Here is a 23954-nt window from a genome sequence, read left to right on the forward strand (position 1 = left end):
TCATGAAAATTATAAAATCAATTTATTTATATATATCCTTAATCCTGATGAGCATCATGTTTGCATGTTCAACGAAGGTAAGCGAACAGCAAAGTGTGGCAAACAAAGCAGAAGAGGATCTAGTCATTTTAACGGACGCACAACTAAAAAATGCAGGCATCGAAGAAATGGAAATCTCCGATCAGCAGATTTCAGTGATGTTAAAAATGAATGGCAAGATTGATGTGCCTCCACAAAACTTAATATCCATCAGCGCACCTTTAGGAGGATATTTAAAGCAAACAGATTTAGTGACAGGTAAGAAGGTGGCCAAAGGGCAGGTTCTTGCCATATTGGAAAATCCACAGTTTATACAGTTGCAACAAGATTATTTGACTGCAAAATCGAAGTATAACTTTGCCAATCTCGATTATATCCGTCAGCGAGACTTGAACCAAGCCCAAGCGAGTAGCGACAAGGTTATGCAAGCTGCAAAATCTGAAATGGAAAACCAACAAGTTCTTATGAACACAATTGCACAGCAATTGAGGATGGTCCATATAGATCCTAATCAAATAAGCTCAACTAATATTGTCAATCATGTTGCTGTGTATAGTCCGATTAATGGATATGTCAGTAGAGTCAATGTAAATATCGGGAAGTATTTAAGTCCCACCGATGTCCTTTTCGAATTGATCAATCCCAGCAATATTCATCTCAGCATTAAAGTTCTGGAGAAAGACTTGGAAAAATTAAAGGTTGGACAGGATTTAGTAGCCTATTCAAATCTAGATCCTCAGACTAGATACCCAGCAAAGATCCAATTGCTGGGGGCCATAATTGACGAAAATGGATTGGCAGATGTTCAATGTCAGTTTACCCAAAAGAACCTCAATTTAGTTCCGGGTACTTACATGAATATAGAAATTGTATCACAGACTGCTTTTTCAAAAGCATTGCCCGAAGAAAGCATCGTAGATTACAAGGGACAGAATTTTGTATTTGTTCATGAAGGCAAGAATACCTACCGCATGGTAGCAGTTTCTTTAGGCGAGTCAGATAAGGGATTCGTACAGGTGTTAAATGCACAGGATTTTTCGCAGAAGAAGGTTGTCAGCAAGAATGCCTATACGCTTTTGATGAAATTAAAGAATACCGAAGAAGAATAGTGAAGAACAGGAATTAAAAAATGAGCTGTCCATCTCGACAGCTCATTTTTTCAAGACTGATTAATTTTCTTGGTAACCACCATAATATTTAACTGGGCTCCATGCGGGAATCACTTCCAGTTTTTCTTTGCTGAATGCTTTGAACTGATCATCTGCATATACTATTTTCCCATCTACGATGGTTAAGTTAGATTTTAGTTTTTTGATATCATCTTCAGGAATGGTAAAATAATCCTGATCCAAAATGGTCAAATCCGCATAATAACCTGGTTTTAGCAAGCCTTTTTCATTGCTTTGTTTGATAAGGTCGTAGCCACCTTTTGTCATAAGCTCAAGGGCCAGTGTGCGGTCCAATCGATTTTCCTTTTGTAGGATTTCGGTATTTCCAACCGTCTTTCCAGAGACCAACCAATGGATTGCCAACCAAGGGTTGAAAGATGAGACCCGGGTGGCATCGGTGCCTAATCCGACAGGGATTCCCATTTCTAGGATTTTATGGATGGGTGGCGCTTGATTCGCAGCCTTCTTGCCATACCTTCTGATAAAATTCTCACCTTGGAAAGACATCCTATTTTGAATGGCAATCCCTCCATTTAATGCTTTGATCCTATTTAGGTTTGCATCACTTACCGTTTCCGCATGGTCAAAAAACCAAACAAGGTCTCCCAATGGAATTTCCTCATTAACAGCTTCGATTACATCCAACATCCTTCCAATGGTTTCATCATAAGTAGCATGCAATCTGAATGGCCATTTATTGTTCACCAACAATCGGATTACGGGCAGCAATTGAGTTTCCATGGATTCTGGTAATTCCGGTCTAGGGAAAAGGAAGTTCTCAAAATCTCCGGCATCAGAGACGATATTCTCGCCGGCACCAGCTACATAATAATCTTTGGGTACCGCTGTTGCTTTTGGATGGATGCCCACATCAACCATGCCTACCCATTTGGTATAGTCATTCAGCTCTTCACCCTTTTTCTGGGCGAAAAGGTAATGTGGAAGTCGAATGCTGATCTTTCCTTCTTCATTCAATTTATCGGTTATGCTATAATCATCCGGATAGTTTTGGAAACCACCACCAGCATCCATAACAGAGGTGATGCCTAGGCGATTCAATTCTGTCATGTAAAGTAAGGTTGAATTTATCTTTTCTTCGTCACTCAGCTCGGGCAGTTTGGAAAGGGTGGAGTACAAGATAAAAGCATTGGGTTCTGCAAATAACATCCCAGTTGGATTTCCGTGTTTATCTTTCTCTATTAATCCTCCAGGAGGATTTTCACTCTCCGAGTTAAGTTTCAGGGCGGCAACCCCCGCTTTGTTTAAATACACTTTTCCGTAAAGATAAAGGACGAAAGTCGGTACATCGCCAGTAGCTTCATTGATTTCCTCAAGTGTAGGGAAGCGTTCTTCCTTAAACTGATTCGGAGACCAGCCACCAACAACTCGCACCCATTGGCCTTTTGGAGTCCGTTCGGCTTGTTCTTTTAACATCTGAAGTGCTCTTTCCAGAGTGCTCACTCCATCCCAGCGCAATTCGCTGTTGTAGAATCTGCCAGCTCGGATCACATGGGAATGGGAGTCAAAAAGACCAGGAATTACTGTTTTTCCTTTGGCATCTATTGTTTTGCTGGATTTTCCTTTCAACTTATTGATTTCAGCATTGCTGCCTAAGGCTAGGATTTTATTGCCTTTGATGGCGATAGCTTCAGCAGTGGGATTAGCTTTGTCCATGCTATGGACTTTCGCGTTATGGATAATAATATCTGCCTTCTCTTGTGCCGATAATTGCGAACTGCAAAAAACACAGAGTATAGTAAGGTAGGCAAGTGTGATGTAGTGATTGAATTTTCTCATGATAGATATGTTTAAGGAACTAACTGCTTGCAATTTTGGCTTTTGAAAAAAACAGGCTGTAATAGAGCAGGACCAATGTTGCCGGAATCAACAGGACGACTAAGCCATATTTTGCAGAAAGCAGGGCCCCAGAGATACAGCCAATCAAGAACCCGACAATTAATATGAGCATCCTCCAGAAACTTTTTCTGGCATCAACATCTTTTTCCTTGCCCATAAAGGCATGACAAAAATCCAATGTTGCCTTAGTCACATTTCCAGTCATCACCGTCGTTGGTCCAAAAGTAGATTTACCATAGAGTTTATTGATGGCATTTTTAATACCTAGAGCAAACACTACAACCAGCACTATTCCGAAATTCACTAACGATTCAATGGGATAATCTTTACCGATGAAATGCGCGAGCAGTCCCGAGATAGCTAATATGGTACCCATCACTAAATAAAGAGTACGTTCATTATTGATTTTGCTGTTAAGGTATCCCGTAAAATAAACAGCAACAATAAATACAGGAAAGGTCAGTAATATCCTGTAATCAGAAAGTTGCGGATTGTGGATCAACTTATTGGCAAAGACGACAAAGTTTCCCGTCACATGGGCAGAAAATACTTCATTTCCAGAAGTAAATGTTGCGGTATCGGCATAGCCGGCAACAAATACCAAAAGAAAATTAGCGATGATTTTTGAAATGTTGTTTTCCATGTTTTTTAATGTAGAAAGTTGTTTATGATCCAGTAGTCCACTGATTTGGTTCCTGCTCCAAATAATACCAGCAACAATAGAGAAAGACTGTACATAAAGGGCACATCTCTTTCTACCACACTATCTTTCCTGTGGATGACAAAGTATCCAATAGCCGTGATCATTAATGCTGGCAGCATAACTAAGCGGGTACCAAGCCCTATGACTCCTAATAATGGAAGATATAGGGTGGCGAATACTGAAATTAAATTATTCAGTTTTTGAGGCAAACCCAAAGGATTTGGGGTGTCGTGATGGCTGTCCGTTTTCTTTAGACCATGCACTCGCATCAGTTCGATCATCAATAACACCCTGAACCCAAGGAATACCCAATTGTTAAATTCTGATCCTAAATCAGAGTATAATAGTTTGGTTATTAGCTCTTGCATGGATATTTATTAAAATGAAAAACAAGAACAGCCTAAAGTACCCCAGAAAGACGTGTAATTATTTACTGGGACATTGCTCATCCTAGCCACATTATGGTTATGGCCATGAACATTGCATGAGCCAATACATGCATGGATGTACTGTGCTTGCGCTTGGGCCATAGCCTTTGCTTTCGCCGATTTGACGTCGCTGCTATTCTTATTGTAGCTTGAAAGTTCAAGATTGTTAGATCCAGGGAAATAGCCATTGTAGTTTTTGGTCGGCGACCAATCCGGTAAAATTGGAAGGGCAGGAGGTGCTTCGTTTCGGAAATCACCTTTAGCATAGACGATCTTACCCCCAACAACGGTCAGGTCAGCCTCGATATCTTTGATTTCCTCTTCTTGAACATTGAAATAATCACGGTCCAAAACAACCAAGTCTCCTAATTGACCTACTTTGATCTCGCCCTTTTTGCCTTGTTCGTTTGAGAACCAAGAGCCACCTTTGGTATATAATTCAAGAGCGGTTTGACGGTCTAAAATGGTTTGATCGGAATAGATTTTCTGTCCTCCTACTGTTTTTCCGGCAGCTAACCAGTATAGGCCAACCCATGGGTTATAACTTGCAACACGAGTGGCATCAGTACCTCCGGCTACAGGAATACCCATCTCCAACATCTTTTTTACTGGTGGGGTATGTTCAGCAGCATCTTTGCCATATCGTTCGGTAAAATATTCACCTTGGTAGGCCATTCTATGCTGAATTGCAATACCACCGCCCAATGCCTTGACACGTTCAATGTTTTGTTCGGTAATGGTCTCAGCATGGTCAAAAATCCAATGCAATCCATCAAAAGGAACTTCCTTGTTTACTTTTTCAAAGACATTTAAGAATCTATTGATACTCTCGTTATAGGTCGCATGTAACCTGAATGGCCATCTGTTGGTAACCAAAAGCTTCACCACTTTTTCCAGCTCTTCTTCCATGGTTTCTGGAAGGTCAGGCCTTGGTTGCAAAAAGTCTTCGAAGTCAGCAGCAGAATAAACCAACATTTCGCCGGCACCATTATGCCTGTATTTATCATCCCCTTGGAAAAGCTTTACACTGTCTATCCAGCCTTGAAAATCTTGATATTCCTCTTTAGGTTTCTGTGTAAATAGGTTGTATGCTATCCTTACGGTCAGTTCATCTTCATCCCTTAAGGTTTCGATGACTTTATAATCATCCGGATAATTTTGTGAACCACCGCCAGCATCGATTACACTGGTAATCCCAAAGCGATTCAACTCACGCATAAAATGTCTTGTGGAATTCAAGGACTCCTCAAAACCTAATTTTGGACCTTTGCCCAATGTCGCGTACAAGATGGTCGCATTTGGAGTCGCTAGGATCAAACCTGTTGGATTGCCATTGGCATCCTTTTGGATTTCTCCTCCCGGAGGGTTAGGCGTGTTTTTATCATAACCGACAGCACGAAGGGCAGCGGCATTCAAAAATGCTCGGTCATATAAATGAAGGATAAAAACAGGGGTATCAGGAGCGATGGCATTGAGCTCCTCCAAAGTAGGCATCCTTTTCTCTGCAAACTGCTGTTCTGTCCAACCGCCTACAACTCTGACCCATTGCGGACTCGGTGTGATATCCACCTGTTCCTTAAGCATTCTCAAGGCATCAGCCAAAGAAGGTACTCCATCCCAACGCAGCTCAAGATTGTAGTTCAGACCACCGCGGATTAAGTGGGTATGTGAATCGTTGATGCCCGGGATAACCGTTCTTTGCTGCAGGTCCACAAGTTTGGTCTTGTTGTCCGAAAACTCCATCACTTCCTTGTCGGTACCAACCGCAATAAATTTATCATCTTTTATAGCCACTGCATTGGCTATCTGGTTTTCTTTGTCTAAAGTATTAATCTTTCCGTTATATAATATTATGTCTGCTTTCATGATTATTTATTTTTAAAAATTATACTTCTAAAATGAATATTGAATTCCCAATGCAGCTGAGAACAGGTCTACAGCATCCGATTCCTGTAAGAATTGATCGGTTTTGAAATAGGCAAAGTCACCCATGAGAACAAGCTTTTCTTTGAGGTGATACTGAGGGCTGACCTGAAACTGGCTACCAATGTTTCTTGATTCCTGATTTAGGCTTTTTATCAAGGGATTTCCGCCTACATCATATACGGCATCTTCACTCGAGTTCCTCCAGAAATAGATGTATTCTAAGGAAACTGTAAGGTCCTTGATAGGATTGATTTTGCTGTAAAGATGGATGTTGGTTAAGTTTTTAGGACCGATGATCGGACTTAATCCAAAATAGGCTCCTTTTGGATAGATAGGATCGAAGGTATTCAGCGTTTGATCTGTTGAATCCTTGTCTCCGCTGATGTATTGCGCTTTTAAGCCTAAAATTGGTTTCCAATCTAATTCCGCAAACTTATACGTGATATGAGCTGAGGCCGTAGAGGAGTTGATCTGTTCCCCTGAATTAGCCTTTCCCCATTGTAGGAGTGCTTCTAGATCATAAGTGAAGTTTGAGGTGCCTTCCCAAATTCGAAGCCCTAAAGAGTGCTTCTTGGTTTCATAACTATGTAGGTTGATAACTTCCTTTTTTCTATGGATACCTAAATAGTAAAGGTCAAAATTCTGGATCACAGGAACATGATGCTTAACAGCATATATTCCCCATAGCACATTGTTCTGATTTAAGAATCTATCATTAAAGAAACCGGTCTTGGCTTGAACGTATGTGGAAAGAAAAGCATCAATCGACAGGTCATTTTGTTCATATTTAACCTTGATGGCATCAAATGATTGCCTGTTGTTAGGTCCTTCCCGAACAGAAATAATCCTTTGTGAACCATATTGAAGTTCCTGTCTTCCTATCGTCGCTGAAATCTTATTCGAGTTATTGATTTTATGGGAATATTTATAATACGCTTGATGTAGATCCAAAACATTTTCATCGACGGGGGACACCGGTTTAGGTATTCCATTTGCCAATCCACTTTGGAACTCAACCTTGAATTGATGGGATGCACCTACATTTAAGGATGCATTCCATAAAAATCGAGTCAATAAGTAATCGGAATCATTTCCCTTTTTCCAATTTTGATTGTTGAAATGAAAATATTGCACGCGGATATCTCCTCCCTGTTTGAAATTGATTTTGTTTGATCGTTCTATGGAATCTTGCTGTTGGGAAAAACCAAAAACTGGAATTAATGATATGATTGAAATAAAAATATATCTGCTAATAGTCATTCGCCAGTTTTTGGTTTTGTTCATCTTCTACCTTAAAATAATAGGGTTAGAGGATTAATTGTTTTTATTAAGCATGTGTTTCGCATAGTGCACACCTAAACCGTATGATCCTGCTCTTTGCTTGATTAAGTTGTTTACAGGTTCGTAAGTTTCTTGACGTGCCCAATCTCTCTGTAGTTCCAATACATATTGAACAGCAGTGATCGGAATTACACCAGCTTGTTGCATGCGGATTAAGGACATGCTATGGGCCTCAGGTTTAATGTCACCACAGGCATCAGTAACGACATATACTTCATAACCTTCTTCAATTGCCGAAAGTGCTGGCATCGCAATACATACACTGGTCCACAGACCAGCCAATACCAATCTTTTCTTTCCTGTGGCTACGATGGCGTCATGGGCATTTTGGTCTTCCCAAGTGTTCATTGTGGTACGGTCGATATAAGGATGGGTTGCTTGCGGATATACATCTTCGATCTCAGGGAATACGGGTCCCGAGAACGTTTCTTCGGCTACTGTAGTTACGATGGTAGGGACATTGAAGATTTTAGATCCTCCGGCTAGCAAGGCTACATGGGCGCGCAACTGCATCATGGGGATGGATGAGGTTGCAAAAGCCATTTGTCCTTCATGGTCGATCAACACTAAAGCATGGTTGTCTGGTGTCAGAAGTGATTTTGCTGGGGTTGGATTTTTGGATGTCATGGTCTTTGTGATTAAATAGTGAAAAAAATATTTAGTTAATTAGTTTCGCAGGTATTAAAATAATGTTCAAAACCTAAAACATATTTCAAAGTTATTTCCTGAATGATAACTATCCATTGATTTATGTTAATAAATTTAAAAAGAACAATTAAATGTTTAACCATCTAATTTCCAGTTTGTTTTCACAATTAATGTTAAATTATTAACAGCAGAGTAGGGATGTGTCCTTTGCTTTAGGCAAGGTTTTAAAAGAAAATTCTAACAGAAATCTTAAAAAGATGAAAAAAAATTTAAAGTTATTAACCGAAAATTATGCGTGTTGGATAAAATATTATCAATAGTAAAGCGGGTAAACTTAGGGTAGGAATTTCATGGCCGATCCAAAACAGCAATTTTTGCCTTCTTTCCAGCTAAATTCCATAATTTGCTTCTTGTTATTGCAGCTGTTTTTTTGCCGGATGTAAAATGAATTCTAATTCCATGTATAAAATTGAAACGCTTACCCAATCCGATCGAGGACATACCCTTCACCATAATTCCGTTTTCAACTTCAATAATGAATGGATCGTTTTCGACGCAAGGAACGACGATACTAAAATTGGAGAATGTACCGAAATTGGAATGGTCAATGTTAACTCCAAGGAAGAAAGAATCATATACCAGACCAAGAACCCAAGCCAATATGGTCCAGGAGTAGGAGCAGCATCTTTTCACCCGCATGAAAACCTTGTGATCTTTATCCATGGCTTACCTGATGCCAATGCTGAAAAACCTTACGCAATGACCCGCCGTTTTGGAATGATGGTCGAACTTGGTCATGAGATCAATGCCTATCCAGCAGACTCAAGGGATATCCAAAAGCCGTTTTCAAAAGGAAGCTTAAGGGGTGGAACGCATTCGCATTGCTGGAGTCCCAACGGTGACATGGTTAGTTTCACCTATAATGACGAGTTTATTGAACCTGATTTAAGGACCGTTGGAGTAATGTTTCAAAAGGGTCCTGTAGAAAAAGTTGAACCTATTCCTGGAAATATACAAGGAACCTATTTTTCCAGCCTTTTAGCTCAGGTGGTACCAAAGGCCATCCCAGGCTCGGATCAAATCGTAAAAGCATTTGATGAATGTTGGTTAAATGATAATGTCTTGGCTTTTCAAGGTAATACGTTAAATAAGGAAGGTAAGCAGATAACCGAAATCTATACCGTTGAAATTAATAGGGATTTATTGCTCAAGGATTCTGTTAATGATGAAAACATTTTGGATTATCCAAAAGTACCTCAGGATATAGAAGCTGTTAGGATCACGAGATCGGAGAAAGGCTTGTCAAATTTAAGGCATTGGCTAAGAGCAAGTCCAGATGGAGGAGCCATTTTTGCATTGGCCAAAGATAATCAGGATAAAAACCAAATCATACAATGTGAAATTCCTTCTGGGAAAATGATCTATCTTAGCGATTTTGATTTTTCAGTTGCATCAGCTATCAATCTTGACCCAAAAGGAGAGCGGATTACTTTTATTGCCAAAAATAATGTTTACCTCTTCCATTTGAAACAGTCCAAATTGGTTAAACTCACCGATTTCACTGAAGAGGACCTTCCTGTTCAAGGAATCCCTAACTTCTCTAGGAATGGTCGCATCATCGCATTTAATCAATTTGTGGAGAACAACGGGAAACTGAATCAACAGATCAAATTGATTTACCTAAAATAGAGCGTACGTTTAAACATGAATATCCGTCAATAACCAAAGGTTTTTGTAATTTAGGATGTTCATCACCCTAAGGAATAAAATACATGGTCGATCAAGGCAATAAAGACGAAAGAGAATTGCTTTTGCAATTGCAAGCTGGAAATCGTACTGCTTTTGAAAAACTATACCATAGGTACGCTGAAAAACTTACGATAAAACTCCTGCAACTCGTGAAATCGGAAGATCTTGCCCAAGATCTATTACAGGATATCTTTCTTAAAATTTGGCAGATCAGAACAGAATTAAAGGAAGAAAAATCTTTTGGAGCCTTGCTCTATACCATGGCGACCAATCAATCGCGAAACGCATTTAGGAGTTCAATTCGAGAACAGAATCGTATTTCTCAACTAAATACGGGAGAATTCTACTCGCACGTGGAGGAGAACTTACAGTTTGAAGAAACGAATAAACTATTTGAAGAAGCGCTATCTGCTTTGACACCTAGACAAAGAGAAGTATATGTACTCCATAAACTGGAAGGTAAAAGCTATAAAGAAATAAGTGAAGAACTTCAGATCAGCCATTCCGCCATCAATCAACATTTGCAGATCGCTAATAAGCAGATCCGATTATTCCTTCAAAGTAGGTTTCCTCAGCTACTTTTGTTCTTGGTTCCCTTTGTCTCAAGCAATTATTTTCGCTAAAAGTCTAAAATTATATATCTGATAATCAGGTTTATATAAATTATTTCAGTTTTTTTATAAAACTAACCTGTTACTTTTTAGGTATTCGGTGTATTCTAAGTATAGTCCACTAACTATTAATAAAGCCAATTTTAAAATCCGATATGGAAAAGAATGAACAATATCGCGTTTTGTTCCATAAGTATATTAACGATACTTTGGATAAGGATGAACTAGACCTGTTGACTTCCATGATTGACTCAGAAGAATATGAAGAGGAAATGGATGCTTGTTTTCGGGAATATTTCCAGTTATCCGACAATAATAAGGATCAGGAAAACCTGAAGATCAAATCTGTTCCAATTGTAGAAGAAACCTGGAAGCAATTGAACCTAAAAATCAATGAAGAACATCGTGTCATAGAATTTCCTAAGCACCGAATTTCACCAGTTTTGAAATATGCTGCTGCCGTACTATTACTGATGAGCATTTCAACGGTTTGGTACTATATATACAATAAAGCTAAAGTAACATCGCAGGAACAGGTTGCCTCAGCAGATATCTTCCCAGGAACCAATCGCGCAACTTTAACCCTTTCCAATGGAAATGCCATTGCATTAAGTGAGGGGCAGGAAGGACTTGTAGTCGGAGCAGATCAAATGACCTATGCAGATGGGACAACCATTATGAAAACTCCGGAAGTGCAGTTGGCAACCATTAGCACCCCGCGGTCAGGTCAATATCAAGTGACCTTGCCTGATGGCTCTAAAGCTTGGTTAAATGCTGCTTCATCCATTAATTACCCTACTCAATTTATTGGAGAAAACAGACAGGTAAAAATTACGGGTGAAGTATATTTTGAAATTACGAAAAACCCAAAGAAACCATTTATCGTTCAATCTAATAATCAATTCGTAAAAGTTTTGGGAACCTCCTTTAATATCAATGCTTATGGTGATAAAGGGCAGGTGATTACTACTTTGGTTGAAGGTAGTGTGCAGGTGAGCTCGGATCAGAACAATGCGGTTGTTAAGATTAAACCAGGTCAACAAGCTATTCTTTCAAGTAATGGAGAATTGCAAACCAGAGTAGTTGATACAGATGAGTATGCTTCCTGGAAGGATGGTCTCTACATGATCAATAACCTAAGTCTGGAAGATTTTGGAAAGAAAATCGAGCGATGGTATGATGTTGAAGTAGATATGGGACCTTTTAAAGAACAAAAACTCTCGGCTACCATCAGAAGGGACGTGAAGTTAAATGAAGTTTTAGAAGCAATAGAATTAAATACCAAGATTAAATTTAAAGTAAAAGACAGGAAAGTAACTGCATATAAATAGGGGCCGATCTATTGTTTGCCTTTACAAAAAGCTGCCGAGGTGCTGAAGACACCTCTGGCAGTAATGCCTGAAAAAATAAAAGTATAGCTAACTATTTTTTAAACAGACAGTACAAACTTAATCATTAGACTGGATTTTACAATTTAAGTCCGTCTTGATTTATGGAATGTATTGTTCATTATGATGTACCGATGAGCAATAAAAAACATGTTTTTTTATTAAAAATGAAACTGACCATTTTTCTATTTTTATTTTCCATGCTAGGGGTCATGGCGAAATCTAATGCACAGAAAGTCAATTTGGACCTCAAAAATGCCACCTTCAAGAAAGCATTTTTAGAACTTACCAAACAGACTGGCTATATCTTTGTGTTTGAGGATGGCGTAATAAATCCGGATTGGAAAATTAACCTAAAAGTTTCGAACAAGGATTTTTCAGAGGTAATGCCTGAGTTACTTGAGAATAAGCCTCTGCAATTTAAGAGAAGTGGAAAATCCATTTCAATTTCATTAAAGCCAGTAAGCCAAGTCAATCCTTCAAGAGCTCCACAGGTCAGTGAAAGCCAAGAGCAAGGGACCATTACTGGTCAGGTTTTAAATGAAAAAGGAGAAAAGCTGATTGGGGCAACCATCATTAATCTTCGTACACAGAAAAACTATTCTACGGATGCGCAGGGTAGTTTTACCATCGATGATGCGCAAGCGACAGATATTTTGGAAATATCGTATTTGGGATATGAAAAAAGGCAGCTTCAATTGGATGGGAAATCATTCTATTCTGTGCTACTGACTCCCAAGCCTGAAAGCATCGGTGAGGTGACGGTTGTCAATACTGGTTTTCAAACTATTTCTAAAGAAAGGTCCACAGGCTCATATGGTACCGTATCCAAGGCTCAATTGGAGAAACCTTCTACCAATATTTCGCAACGGTTGATCGGGACAGTACCTGGAATGCAAGCTAGGTCTGTAGATGATAAAGGAAATCCTAAACTCGAGATCCGTGGCCAATCCAGCTTGATGGCCAATGCATCCCCATTGGTTGTTGTGGATGGTTTTCCTATCCAAGGTGATTTCTCCTCCATCAATCCCAATGATGTTGAATCCGTTACTGTTTTGAAGGATGCCGCAGCAGGCTCAGTTTGGGGAGCTCGTTCTGCAAATGGGGTTATTGTTGTCACGACTAAAAGTGCCAATAAAAATGCTCCATTAAAGGTGGAATTAAATGTATTCACTAAAATCTCACCCAAACTGGATTTAAGCTATGTTCGTCCACTGGCTTCCTCTTCTGAAACGGTAGATTATGAAATGAAAGCCTATGAAAATTGGCGTGCCCTACCTGATCCATTTTCTTTTTATGATGTAGGCTATGATTGGGGAACAGCATCCATATTGATGAATGAAGCTAATTATGGGTTTATAACAACGGCTGAGCGTGATGCACAATTGGCTCAATTGAAAACTTTGGACAATAAGAAGCAGATCACTGATCATTTGCTTGACAATCCAGCGGCTACCCAATACAATTTCTCCATTTCCGGTGGCTCTGAAAGGATGACCAATTATCTATCCCTGATGCATGAAAGTAACCAGTCAAACTTTAAAGAAACCAATGGTAAAAAATATTTGATCAACTTTAGGAATATTACCAGCATTACAAAATGGTGGGATTTAACCTTGGGAGCGAATTATCTGTTCAATAAAGACCATAACAGTGGAGTTACCTTGGAAGATCTGAATAGCTGGTCACCTTATGATATGTTGATCAATCCTGATGGCTCCTATACAAATGTCCATAAATATTATGCACCTATTCTAGATCGAGAAGTTCCTACTGCTTCATTTCCTTATGCTGACTGGACCTATAACCCGATATTAGAAATTGCAAACAGAAACCTCAGTATAGAAAATACACAGGCTAGATTTCAAGGGGCCATGAATTTTAAATTGTTAAAAGGCTTATCTGCAGAATTAAGAGGTCAATATGAATATGGAACAGCCAATACCCGAAATCTGTTCAATGAAAACAGTTTTGAAGTCAGAAAGTCTGTAAACGAATCGACGACTTGGGATCCATCCGTGGAACCCAACCTCTTTATAATGAACCTTCCAAAAGGTGGCATTTTAAAGCAAAAACGAGTACGTACAGATTTATATAATGTAAGAGGGCAATTAAGGTATAACCGCGATTTTGGTCCCGATCATGAGCTTGATGCCTTAGCGGGTATGGAATTCCAAAGCTTAACAGCGGAGTCTGTTGAAAATCCACCTGCCTATGGGTATAATGAAGAAACCATGTCTGTAGGGACTTTTCCAAATGGCCCTGGAGGACCATCTAATCCTATCCTAGATTATTTGGGACAGGAAATTACGTTTCCATACCTTAATGTTTTTGGATACACGACACAGCGCCTATTCTCTGCTTACGGGAATGCTGCATACACTTATAAACAGAAATATATCCTTTCCGGAAGTTACCGTTTTGATGCATCCAATTTAATTACTGATGATCCTAAATATCGTTATGCCCCATTCTTTTCCGTTGGGGGAATGTGGCATCTCTATAAAGAAGGGTTCATGGAAAATGTGGATTGGATAGACCGGTTAACAACCCGATTGACCTATGGAAAGTTAGGCAATTATGATCCATCTACCACATTCAGGCCCTTGATTACACCAAGCCAGTCTCCCGATCTATATATCAATGCACTGATTGCTGGATTTGCAAGTTACGGTAATCCAACCCTTAGATGGGAGCAGACCAGTAATTGGGATTTCGGAATAGACTTTTCATTTTTTGAACACAAACTATTTGGTAAGGTAGACCTCTATAAAAAATCTGGTAAAGACCTTTTGGCCGAATTGTCCATTCCTTCTATCCATGGTACGTTTATCCAGAAACTGAACAATGCGGCAATGGTCAATAAAGGTATTGAAATAGATCTTGGTACTTCGCAGAATTTTGGCGACCAAGTACAGTGGACTGGAAACTTAAATTTCGCTTATAATAAAAATGAGATCACGGATTTATTTGTTGTGAATTACAATGCATTCCAAATGCCTTTGGGCGGTTCTGCTGCTTATGTAAAAGGCTATGATGCCAATACGGCATGGCGATGGCAATATTCTGGTGTCGTCGATAATCAACCGACCCGAATTGGCCCTGATGGTGAACCCTTCCCATTATCTTCTTTTCCTGAAGGCAATCCATTAACCTATTTGAGAAATATGGGTACCATGGTTGCACCATATACCCTTGGCTTTATGAACTCCTTCAAGTATAAGAACTTTGATTTCTCCTTTATTTTCACTGGTAAATTTGGGCATGTATTTCAAACGCTAGGATTCAATTATCCGCCAAACTGGGTTTCTAGAGTGCTTCCGAATTCAAAATTATCGGAAGTGAATACTGCAGATCCAAGCAAGATGGTCCCTTTGCCGTTGAATAAAGATGATTCGGAATATTATATCTGGAGCTATGTGACCAGTTCAATGGATTATCTGATCCAATCAGCATCGCATGTGCGACTTCAAGAAATCTATTTAGGATATCATTTTCCAGAAACCTTGACCAAAAGAATTGGGATCAACAACGTACTGTTGTATGCACAGGGGAACAATCTATTCAGCATCTATTCCAACAAGGCTGGAGAAGACCCAGAATTCCCAATGGGCGGAATGCGTTTGATGCCTAGCTATACCTTCGGGTTGAAGTTTGACTTTTAAAACTTAGAAAATGAAAAAAAGAATATTTACGATATCGATCATATCTTCCCTGTTATTAGCTTCATGTAGTAAAATTGATGATTTCTTAAATGAACCTCCAAGCAAAACCTCGGAATTGGAAATCAAGACCTTTGATCAGTTGAACCAGTTGTTAAATAACTATAGCGAGGTATTTGCCCAAGATTTAAACATGACTGCGGTCTTTAGTTCTGATGATTATTTTCTTAGTACGGCCATTTATGATGCCGATCCTTCGGTTATATCCATCACAGCAGTTAAATACGGTCTTTGGGATAGCAACTTTTTGCCAACAAACACTGGTGATGATTTCTGGACAGCTGAGTATAAAAAGATTTTTTATGCTAATACTGTTTTGACCTATCTGGACCAAGTTTCGGGTGGAACTACTGAACAGAAAAACAACATAAAAGCTGAAGCTCACTTTATTAGGGCTTATAGCTTATGGCAATTGGCAAATACCTATTGTTTACCTTATACCGAGGCCAATGCAAATGAGCTCGGCTTGCCCATAAAATTGACTATCAGTTTTGAGGAAAATAGCGAACGTCAATCTTTGGCAAATACCTATGCGCAGATTGAAAGTGATCTTGCTGAGGCCTTAAAGATCAATACGCCATTGGTCCAAAGTGGGAGAGCAGTACATTGGCGAGCCAATAAGACTGCAGTAAATGCATTTGCAGCAAGGTATTGGTTGAACAGGAATGATTATGCCAAATCTCTACAATATGCTAATGATGCTCTATCGGGTTATAGTATCCTTGTCGATTATAATTCCCAAATGCGTTTTGGAATTCCTAAAACTGTAACACTGGATGCAGGTACAGCAAATCAGAAATCTTTTACGATTCAATATCCCTATACCCATAATAATCAAGTAGAATATACCGATATGATCGGATGGAAGGAGTTCCTATATTTTAGGATGCTTTCCAATCCCAGTTATTGGTATGTACCTAGTCCCGAATTATTGGCTTTATATGACCAAAAAAATGATCTACGCTATAAATACAATATCGTTAAAGGTTACTCTTATGATAGAGGGATGTTAAAGCCATCCTATGATTATCCTGGCTATGTATTTTTTTATAAAGATCGAATTCCCTCAGGACCAACTGTTGCGGAGATGCTCTTAACAAAATCGGAAGCCCAAGCCCATTTAGGAAATGCAGCTGCTGCCATGGAAACATTAAATACTTTACGTTCTAAAAGAATGCTTGCGGGACCTTGGGTCAATTTAACAGCTTCAAATAAGGAAGATGCCATTAAAAAGGTTTCTGATGAAAGAAGACGTGAAATGCCTTTTTCCCAAAGATGGATTGATGTCCGTCGATATAATCATAATGAGATTTCCTCAGATGATATCATTATGAAAAAATCCTTCTATCCGTATAATAACTCAGTTGTCAATAATGATCAGCCTAAACAGGATTATACGTTATCCAAGGACTCAAGACGTTGGGCAGCTCCAATTCCGGTTTCGGATATAGAAGCTAGTAATGGAAAAATTGAACAGAATAAATACTAGAAATCGGATTTATTATGAAAATCAAACTTATTCAAAGCACTTGCCTACTTATTATTTTCATGGCATGTTTGGTAATGCTAAATGCCCAGACAAGAGAAGAGTATTTATATTCTGCCAAGGAAATGGCTGACCTTCGGGCTGCGGTACTTGCTCATCCAGATAGTATGGAGCTGCATGAAGAGTATCTTGCGGGATTTGCTAAGCCTGAACAGGCAGAAATTGAGTACATCAAATTAATAGCTAAATTCCCAAATTCAGCAACCTTTCCGATAGCAATTGCCAATAAATTAGGTGATTTCAATCCCAAAAGAAAGCAATACTTGTTAAAAGCGGCAGAAATCGATCCAAAAAATGTAGAGAACTGGGAAAATCTGGCAAGCGATGCAGCCTTCAAAGGAAACAAAGAAGATGAAATCAGGTATATTCAAGAAGCTGTCCAAGCTAATCCAGAAAGCCTTGATCTAAAAGCCAGATATGTGTTCCTGTTTTCTGATGATGCAGATGAGTTTAAGGTAAAGGCCAATGAATTTATCGATAAATACCCTAATTCTGAACAAGCCATTACCATATTTAATATTGCGGGAATAGTATTAAAAAATGATGCAGATAAGATCCAGTCCGGTGAACGTATGTTGAAATTGTTTCCGGATAATGAAAGTCTGGTTTTTTTGGTAGCAGTGGTGCGACTGGTTGATTCTTATATAAAGACCGAACAGTACGATAAGGCCATTGAACTAGCAACAAATTATAAGGATAAGGGAGAAGCTGATTTAGGATTAGGTGAAAAACTCTCATTAGCGCAAAGCCTCAAAGAATCTGATGCTAGAATGAAAGCTGGCCAATTTGCAGAAGCAAAAGAACAGATCATCAATATTCAATATAGAACTTTGAATGGTAATGATTTAGGGAGCTTACTGATGCTGAAGAAGGCTTTGGCGTTAGACGCGAACAAAGAGACCCAAGCAGCATATGATAGTTTAATTATTCTTCAGGCGCATAAACCTTCATTAGCCAGTCAGGAAGCCATTTATAGATATGGCGCAAAATTGAATAAGAGCAATCAGGTAGTGGATACTGATGTTTATCAACATGTCATGAAGCAGGCAGAGAATGCCAAGCCTTTTTCTCTTGATTCATTCGATTCCGAAAAGAAAGTTACCTTGGAAGATCTAAAGGGGAAAGTAACTTTACTGACTTTTTGGTATCCTGCTTGTGGACCCTGCAGAGGAGAGATGCCGCACTTTGAAAATGCAATTAAGGGCTTCGATCGCGATAAGTTCCAATACTTAGGAATCAATATCTATAGGGAACAAGATAAGCTCATCAAATCCTTTTTAGACAATACAGGTTTTAGTTTTACCCCTTTGGGAGCAAGTAAAGAAATAAAAAAAGATTATCAAATAGTCGCTGCACCTACTAACTTTATCATTGATCAGCAGGGGAGGATCGTCTATTCAGATTTTACAGTTGATGCTGAAAATGAACAGATGTTGACCTTGATGATAGAATCCATGATGAAATAGATGGAGATTAAGAAAGGCTTTTCCATACCAGAAAAGCCTTTTCTAATTTATCATACCCGATTGATCAACGGATCTGTTATGCTCTCTTTGCCGGTTTCCACTCTTCCAGCAAATCTTTGATAAAAATCTTTATTTCCTTGTGTAGTTAAAATGAAATCATACCAACCTGAACTTCCAGTCAAATCGATGCTCAAATTCTCCTCTGCGTTCGCTGGAATACTCTTTTCAAATAGGACGCCTTTTTTATAGCTTATATCTTTCACACTGATCTGTAAAGTTGAAGAACCCTTGTTTTTTATCCTTAGGCTAATATTTTCAGTAGCTGCTTTCGTCATTCGTTTCAATTCTCCTGAAACTTGGACCTGAATTTTCGGATCTTGTGCCGTACCGGCGAATTCCCTAAAGAATCCATTTGGACCGTGTAGATGTAAGCGGTATTTTCCGGAATCAAAAGATGAGATAGGCCACTCATATTGGATTTCATCGCCAGCTTTAACAGCAAAACTGCTATGGCATCATCCAATGCTTTTTGCTTATCTCGGATGCTGGCTTGGACTTTCTTTGCCCGTTCTTGCGAAGATGGACTTTCTTCTTGAAGTTTATTGATTTCACCTGGTAGGGTTTCTATCCTGTTTTTTAGGCCTGCTACATAGCGATCATTGAATTTTACCTGATAAGCTTCAAAAAATTCAAGCAGGTTACATCCGAAATTACTAAGCCAAGAACGCTCTTCTCCTTTAAACCCACCCACACTGCTCAATTCATTCTGATAAAATCCCCAAGAAATGCCATTGTCCTCAAGTAATTCAGGGAATGTTTTCCAGGTCTCCTGTCCATAGGAATAGTCCTCATTCCGGATGTTTGCTTTTGGCAATCCGTCTTGGGTACTCATGATTTTTCCAGTCCAGAAAAAAGAACGGTTAGGGGTTGTACTGGTCATGGCCGAACAGAAGTTTTGGTCACAAATGGTGAAGGCATCTGCCATGGCATAATTGAAGGAGAGGTCCTCACGATTGTAATGGCCTAAAGTCAAAGGCATATCTGCATATCTCTTGTTGCTGGAGCGTTTTGAGAGCAACCACTTGTCATATTTCCCAAGATTATAGGCATCGACCTGACTTGCTCTAGAATGTGGTAGATCACCGATCCATGTACTTTTACTTTCTTTGATATTCAAGCGAAAAGGAGCATAGGTTTTACCTGCGAGATCTGTTTGGAACCAAACAGGATTTTTGTTTGGAAGTAGCATTGCTCTCGGATCATTGAAACCTCTGACCCCAGAAAGAGAGCCGAAGGCATGGTCGAAAGAGCGGTTTTCCTGCATTAATATCACAATGTGCTCAGCATCTAGAAAGGTACTCCCAAGATCGGGATCGATGGCCATTGCTTTTTGAATAGCGGAAGGAATTACATTCACCATTCCTGTCGCCCCTGAAAGCATAATTACTTTCCTTAAAAATTCTCTGCGGTTATCCATGAGATGTTGGGTTTGTTTAGGTTTACCTAATTTACCCCATTGGGAGAGAAAATTTCGAGAGAATTGATTATGAAATTGTTAAGTGAATAGAATTGTTACGAATGAAGATTGCAAGCCTCCGGCATTCTTTCCACTTTTCCGCCAAAGAAATGAGATGTTTGATAAAGGACTTCCTGCGGAAGGATGATTGTTTGTATAAATAGGGAACTCCTAGCGGGGATGGAATATTTGTAGAAATTGGATGTGTGCGGTGGCCAACCCACAGCGTGGGTGAAATATTTTTCAATAAATCTTTTTGAAGACAGAAAACAGTTCTTTCGCTTTGCTCAAGATGACAAAAATCCTAAAAAACAAGAAATAGATTCTTCGTTTCACTCTGAATCCCTCTTTAGCGGATTTTGATTCTGTACAATCAATGAAGAATCTTTACGGTTCTCCCCATAATGGCTTTGTCTACTTCAATCTTCGATTGAAGGACTGTTCGCCAATTCCATAAGGGCTGTTGTAGAATGAAGATCTGCATCGTTCCGAGATGCTTCGTTCCTCAGCATGACACAAAAAAAACGTTAACTTATTAGTTTTGACCTACGACCCTGTCGTCCTGCACCGCGGGTGCAGGAACCGTTCGCCAATGCTTTTTTTCCTGATTAGGTAATAAGTAGGTATAGCCCTGAGATGTTTCGTTCCTCAGCATGACACAAAAAAAACGTTAACTTATTAATTTTGACCTACGACCCTGTCGTCCTGCACTTCAGGTGCAGGAACCGTTCGCCAATGCTTTTTTTCCTGATTAGGTAATAAGTAGGTATAGCCCTGAGATGTTTCGTTCCTCAACATGACAAAAAGGCGAGGTAGAATCTTTAAAATAACTCGCCAATTCTCATAATATTGTTTTTGATGTTAAAGCTGTGCATTTATCCCTAGAACCTTCCTTCGTCGAGCCAAGAAAATGGAGTTAATCTTCGATTGAAAAATTGTAAATCTTCACTCCCTTATTTCCAGGAATATCCAATTCCAGCTCCGATCCAGAAAGGCATATTTCCATCAATGGTATTGAATAAAGGCGTATAGGTCGCCTGAAAGCTCAATCCATTATCCTTGGGAGAATATCTGTAACCTATATCAGCCGAAAAAATAACAGATTTGAAGTCACTGGGTTTCTTTTCACCTTCTCCATTAAATGCAAAAACAGAATTTGCACCAATCAGTAGACCATTATTGCCCTCTCCATAGATATAGTTAATGCCTATAGGTGCCGTATAGATTCTGTCGGTGTCAAATGCGCCAAAAGTTCCACCAAAACCAAGCCTAGCTCCCCATCCATCATTGACATTCCTTGAAAATCTCATGTCGTAGTTAGCCGATCCAAATCTGCTGGAACCTCCCAGCTCAAAGAAGGCTAATTTTCGGTGCTGCGCAGAAGCATTCATTGTGCACAAGGTAAGCAATGATATAAAAAGTATTTTTTTTATTCATGTAGAGATAATTTTTCGCAATATTAGTTAATTTACTACAGTTAAAGGAATAATTAGCGAAGTGTTTATTGATTTATTTGAGTATATTTTTTTGTTCCTGTTAATAATATTGTTCCGTTAAATGGGGCGATTAAGGTAATAGTGTTTTTTAGGGTTGTCATAAAAGCAAAACTCAGACAAAAAAGAACTAACAAGATGAGGGAAAATATTGGGGCGAATGGCAAAATGCCGGAAATTTATGGAATGAACTATCTAATATTTGGACAAAATTTTATCAATTCTTTCGGACCTTCTTTTGGTCTTATTCGAGACATATTTTGAAATTTCCGAATATGGGTCGAACATGGGTAAAAGGAAAGTCGAAGGGAAAGGTCAAATTCGAACAAAAAAATGGTCAGAATTTTTCCGACCATCATGATGTTTTTTTTAACCGTTAATTACTAATTAGGTAATGGTTCCCAATGAAGGTGCTTCCTTCCATTAGCAAAAATATTGTCACGTGTTTATTCCATATGAAAATAACTATTGGCCCCTGAAGGTTGGTAAAAAACTAGATTTAATTACATGATTGATGTGGAGCTAAGATGGAAAAATTCAAGAAAATAAATGATCATGGATGGTAATAATAGTAATAGGAACTTTCAGTGTTTATATTGCGTATTTTTGTAATGTTTTGATTAATTCTTGATATTTCAGGTGAATCTAAAAAGGCTAACTTCTTTTGTTTTTCAATTGAAATAATTGGTTATTAATGCACATATATTTTAAGGTTAAAGAAAAACAACAATAAAGGTCCAATAACTGGATTGATATTGGACCTAAACTGAAATAATCAGAAAGCTTTGAAGATTTAAATATAGAAAAAATACAACATAATATCTTTAGTAAAAAGTCCTATCTATTTTAATTATATTCCCGTTAGTTGATAAGATTAAACAAAAACTGGACAACTTAAGTAGGTAATATATGCAAAACTTAAAATAATCTTTGATTTCAATCCTCTACTTTCATCTTGTCAAAGTTTGAGATTATTGATAAACTGAATGGAATTTGCCGCATAGTTCTTCATTTAAACCTAATGTGTATTGTTTTAATAAAATTATGCCATAAGGCTTTAGGATTAATTAGTCTTATATCTATTCATCTATTCTAACTCCCAAAATTCTATAGTTTTAACGGATTACGGCTCTCGTTAGATTTTAATAAATCGTAAAAAATATTTGAATTTTGCTGAAATAATACTTTATATTTGCAACTGTTTATAATTGGTCTAAATAAAAACAATTGTTTCATTTATTAGGTAATTTGAATGTAAAATAAGATTGATCCAATTCCTATTTAAACAAAAGAGCGCCATACGTAAGACGGTAATCTTCGTATGACGCCTTCTTAAACCAGCGGTAACTAGTTTAGGAATCCATACTCATTCGTATGGGACCTTCAACATGCAATTATGGAAGGACATGCAATATAGGAAAATTCAAACAAATCTATAGCTGTTTGATAATTTGTCGTATGCTGTCCTTTCATATTCTTCAGATCGATTATTGATAATCTCAATGAAGAATAGAGAACAGATAATTAACAATTAAACGTAAAAGAATGCCAAAGCATTTTTTTAAAAAATTACAGAACGACAAATTCTTATAAAAACATGAAAACCATAAAATTATTAATTATTTTTTTTGCCATTTTCGGATTTAAAATGGTTAGTGCCCACTCCCTGTGGATTGAAACAACACCTTTTGGCGAGAAGAATAAAACCCAAAATGTTAGAGTTTATTTCGGTGAATTCATTCATAATTTTATTGACCCAATCGAGAATTGGCATTCAGACGTTCACGAATTTAAATTATATCTAATTTCACCTAGCCAGCAAACAACAGCAATCCAAGCAACTGAACATCCAGATTATTTTAGCGCAACTATTTCTCCAACGGAAGAAGCTGTTTATATCCTTGAGGTTGGACATCCAGCAAAAGAGGTCTTTGGAACATCAGCTTCTGAATCTACTGTAAATTTAATAATTCAAGAAAGGAGAAAGTCAGAAACTCTCACCGAGCTATCGTCGACTTTAGATATTGAACCAAAGTATCACTATATAAAGGATGTTTTCCAAGACACTAAACCCAAAGATGGACCATTTTTAGATGCTAAAGGAGATGTGGTATTTCCGAGTGGATGGATTAAAAAGTTCAAAGAAAATGGCAAAGGAAAGATCTGCTTTAAATCTCTAAAAGCCGGAAAGTACGAGGTTGCCGAAACGGAGAATACAAAGAAAAACAGGTGTAGCAAATCCGTCCATAAGAATTGGAGGTCAAACACTTCATTTATTTTTGTTAACTAACACAAACAGCACGAATCTCTAAAAACTTAACAAATGAATTTATTTGGTTTAACGTCGCTGTT

General features: G+C 38.4%; 16 protein-coding genes and 1 pseudogene. 8 read left to right on the forward strand and 9 right to left on the reverse strand.

Annotation, left to right across the window (positions count from 1 at the left end; genetic code table 11):
• Positions 1-2 precede the first annotated feature (2 nt).
• On the forward strand, positions 3-1148 hold the full coding sequence (locus tag NLF99_RS14840) for an efflux RND transporter periplasmic adaptor subunit (protein ID WP_254529201.1): 1146 nt from the start codon (positions 3-5) through the stop codon (positions 1146-1148).
• 60 nt (positions 1149-1208) lie between these two features.
• On the opposite strand, the gene NLF99_RS14845 is transcribed toward NLF99_RS14840, so the two are convergent.
• Genes NLF99_RS14845 through NLF99_RS14870 form a run of 6 tightly spaced genes read right to left on the reverse strand, consistent with a single transcriptional unit; the run spans position 1209 to position 8090 of the window.
• Positions 1209-3005 carry an amidohydrolase gene (locus tag NLF99_RS14845; RefSeq protein ID WP_254529205.1) on the reverse strand — a complete coding sequence of 599 codons (1797 nt, stop codon included), beginning with the start codon at positions 3003-3005 and terminating at the stop codon, positions 1209-1211.
• Between the two features lie 19 nt (positions 3006-3024).
• Positions 3025-3708 carry a YoaK family protein gene (locus NLF99_RS14850; RefSeq protein ID WP_185211731.1) on the reverse strand — a complete coding sequence of 228 codons (684 nt, stop codon included), beginning with the start codon at positions 3706-3708 and terminating at the stop codon, positions 3025-3027.
• Between the two features lie 5 nt (positions 3709-3713).
• On the reverse strand, positions 3714-4136 hold the full coding sequence (locus NLF99_RS14855) for a DoxX family protein (protein WP_185217025.1): 423 nt from the start codon (positions 4134-4136) through the stop codon (positions 3714-3716).
• Between the two features lie 9 nt (positions 4137-4145).
• Complete coding sequence (locus tag NLF99_RS14860) at positions 4146-6062, reverse strand: amidohydrolase (RefSeq protein WP_254529207.1); 1917 nt, start codon at positions 6060-6062, stop codon at positions 4146-4148.
• Positions 6063-6089: 27 nt separating this feature from the next.
• Positions 6090-7382: an alginate export family protein gene (locus NLF99_RS14865; protein WP_254529209.1), complete on the reverse strand. Its 1293-nt coding sequence runs from the start codon at positions 7380-7382 to the stop codon at positions 6090-6092.
• Between the two features lie 54 nt (positions 7383-7436).
• Positions 7437-8090, reverse strand: a complete 654-nt coding sequence (locus tag NLF99_RS14870; protein ID WP_254529211.1) for a hydrolase — start codon at positions 8088-8090, stop codon at positions 7437-7439.
• Between the two features lie 480 nt (positions 8091-8570).
• Here NLF99_RS14870 and NLF99_RS14875 point away from each other — a divergent pair, with 480 nt between their 5' ends.
• From NLF99_RS14875 to NLF99_RS14900, 6 genes are all read left to right on the forward strand, one after another.
• Positions 8571-9800 carry a DUF3748 domain-containing protein gene (locus tag NLF99_RS14875; protein ID WP_254529214.1) on the forward strand — a complete coding sequence of 410 codons (1230 nt, stop codon included), beginning with the start codon at positions 8571-8573 and terminating at the stop codon, positions 9798-9800.
• 83 nt (positions 9801-9883) lie between these two features.
• Complete coding sequence (locus NLF99_RS14880) at positions 9884-10483, forward strand: RNA polymerase sigma factor (protein WP_254529217.1); 600 nt, start codon at positions 9884-9886, stop codon at positions 10481-10483.
• 143 nt (positions 10484-10626) lie between these two features.
• Positions 10627-11802, forward strand: coding sequence for a FecR family protein (locus NLF99_RS14885; protein ID WP_254529219.1), 1176 nt, complete (start codon positions 10627-10629; stop codon positions 11800-11802).
• Between the two features lie 224 nt (positions 11803-12026).
• Positions 12027-15524, forward strand: a complete 3498-nt coding sequence (locus tag NLF99_RS14890; protein ID WP_254529221.1) for a SusC/RagA family TonB-linked outer membrane protein — start codon at positions 12027-12029, stop codon at positions 15522-15524.
• A gap of 10 nt (positions 15525-15534) precedes the next feature.
• Positions 15535-17070 carry a RagB/SusD family nutrient uptake outer membrane protein gene (locus NLF99_RS14895; RefSeq protein WP_254529224.1) on the forward strand — a complete coding sequence of 512 codons (1536 nt, stop codon included), beginning with the start codon at positions 15535-15537 and terminating at the stop codon, positions 17068-17070.
• Between the two features lie 14 nt (positions 17071-17084).
• The gene (locus NLF99_RS14900) at positions 17085-18593 is read left to right on the forward strand and encodes a redoxin domain-containing protein (RefSeq protein WP_254529225.1); all 1509 of its coding nucleotides are present in this window, start codon (positions 17085-17087) and stop codon (positions 18591-18593) included.
• Positions 18594-18643: 50 nt separating this feature from the next.
• Here the strand turns inward: NLF99_RS14900 and NLF99_RS14905 are convergent, their stop codons facing one another.
• The 3 genes and pseudogenes from NLF99_RS14905 to NLF99_RS14915 form a co-directional block, all read right to left on the reverse strand.
• Positions 18644-18928 (reverse strand): phospholipase domain-containing protein, encoded by a 285-nt coding sequence (locus tag NLF99_RS14905; RefSeq protein WP_254529226.1) that lies wholly within the window; start codon positions 18926-18928, stop codon positions 18644-18646.
• A 458-nt stretch (positions 18929-19386) separates the two neighbouring features.
• Positions 19387-20070 (reverse strand): annotated as a pseudogene (locus NLF99_RS14910) (alkaline phosphatase family protein); the annotation flags it as partial.
• A gap of 992 nt (positions 20071-21062) precedes the next feature.
• On the reverse strand, positions 21063-21500 hold the full coding sequence (locus tag NLF99_RS14915) for a hypothetical protein (protein WP_254529228.1): 438 nt from the start codon (positions 21498-21500) through the stop codon (positions 21063-21065).
• 1699 nt (positions 21501-23199) lie between these two features.
• Between NLF99_RS14915 and NLF99_RS14920 the strand changes: the two genes are divergently transcribed.
• Complete coding sequence (locus NLF99_RS14920) at positions 23200-23892, forward strand: hypothetical protein (protein ID WP_254529229.1); 693 nt, start codon at positions 23200-23202, stop codon at positions 23890-23892.
• Positions 23893-23954: the final 62 nt, after the last annotated feature.

The organism is Sphingobacterium sp. LZ11T8 (genome assembly GCF_024261425.1).
Taxonomy (GTDB): Bacteria; Bacteroidota; Bacteroidia; order Sphingobacteriales; family Sphingobacteriaceae; genus Sphingobacterium.

Excerpts from the sequence above, each read along its gene's own strand:
- NLF99_RS14840 (WP_254529201.1), top strand. The coding sequence starts at position 3 with ATGAAAATTATAAAATCAATTTATTTATATATATCCTTAATCCTGATG.
- NLF99_RS14845 (WP_254529205.1), bottom strand. The coding sequence starts at position 3,005 with ATGAGAAAATTCAATCACTACATCACACTTGCCTACCTTACTATACTC.
- NLF99_RS14850 (WP_185211731.1), bottom strand. The coding sequence starts at position 3,708 with ATGGAAAACAACATTTCAAAAATCATCGCTAATTTTCTTTTGGTATTT.
- NLF99_RS14855 (WP_185217025.1), bottom strand. The coding sequence starts at position 4,136 with ATGCAAGAGCTAATAACCAAACTATTATACTCTGATTTAGGATCAGAA.
- NLF99_RS14860 (WP_254529207.1), bottom strand. The coding sequence starts at position 6,062 with ATGAAAGCAGACATAATATTATATAACGGAAAGATTAATACTTTAGAC.
- NLF99_RS14865 (WP_254529209.1), bottom strand. The coding sequence starts at position 7,382 with ATGACTATTAGCAGATATATTTTTATTTCAATCATATCATTAATTCCA.
- NLF99_RS14870 (WP_254529211.1), bottom strand. The coding sequence starts at position 8,090 with ATGACATCCAAAAATCCAACCCCAGCAAAATCACTTCTGACACCAGAC.
- NLF99_RS14875 (WP_254529214.1), top strand. The coding sequence starts at position 8,571 with ATGTATAAAATTGAAACGCTTACCCAATCCGATCGAGGACATACCCTT.
- NLF99_RS14880 (WP_254529217.1), top strand. The coding sequence starts at position 9,884 with ATGGTCGATCAAGGCAATAAAGACGAAAGAGAATTGCTTTTGCAATTG.
- NLF99_RS14885 (WP_254529219.1), top strand. The coding sequence starts at position 10,627 with ATGGAAAAGAATGAACAATATCGCGTTTTGTTCCATAAGTATATTAAC.
- NLF99_RS14890 (WP_254529221.1), top strand. The coding sequence starts at position 12,027 with ATGAAACTGACCATTTTTCTATTTTTATTTTCCATGCTAGGGGTCATG.
- NLF99_RS14895 (WP_254529224.1), top strand. The coding sequence starts at position 15,535 with ATGAAAAAAAGAATATTTACGATATCGATCATATCTTCCCTGTTATTA.
- NLF99_RS14900 (WP_254529225.1), top strand. The coding sequence starts at position 17,085 with ATGAAAATCAAACTTATTCAAAGCACTTGCCTACTTATTATTTTCATG.
- NLF99_RS14905 (WP_254529226.1), bottom strand. The coding sequence starts at position 18,928 with ATGACGAAAGCAGCTACTGAAAATATTAGCCTAAGGATAAAAAACAAG.
- NLF99_RS14915 (WP_254529228.1), bottom strand. The coding sequence starts at position 21,500 with ATGAATGCTTCTGCGCAGCACCGAAAATTAGCCTTCTTTGAGCTGGGA.
- NLF99_RS14920 (WP_254529229.1), top strand. The coding sequence starts at position 23,200 with ATGAAAACCATAAAATTATTAATTATTTTTTTTGCCATTTTCGGATTT.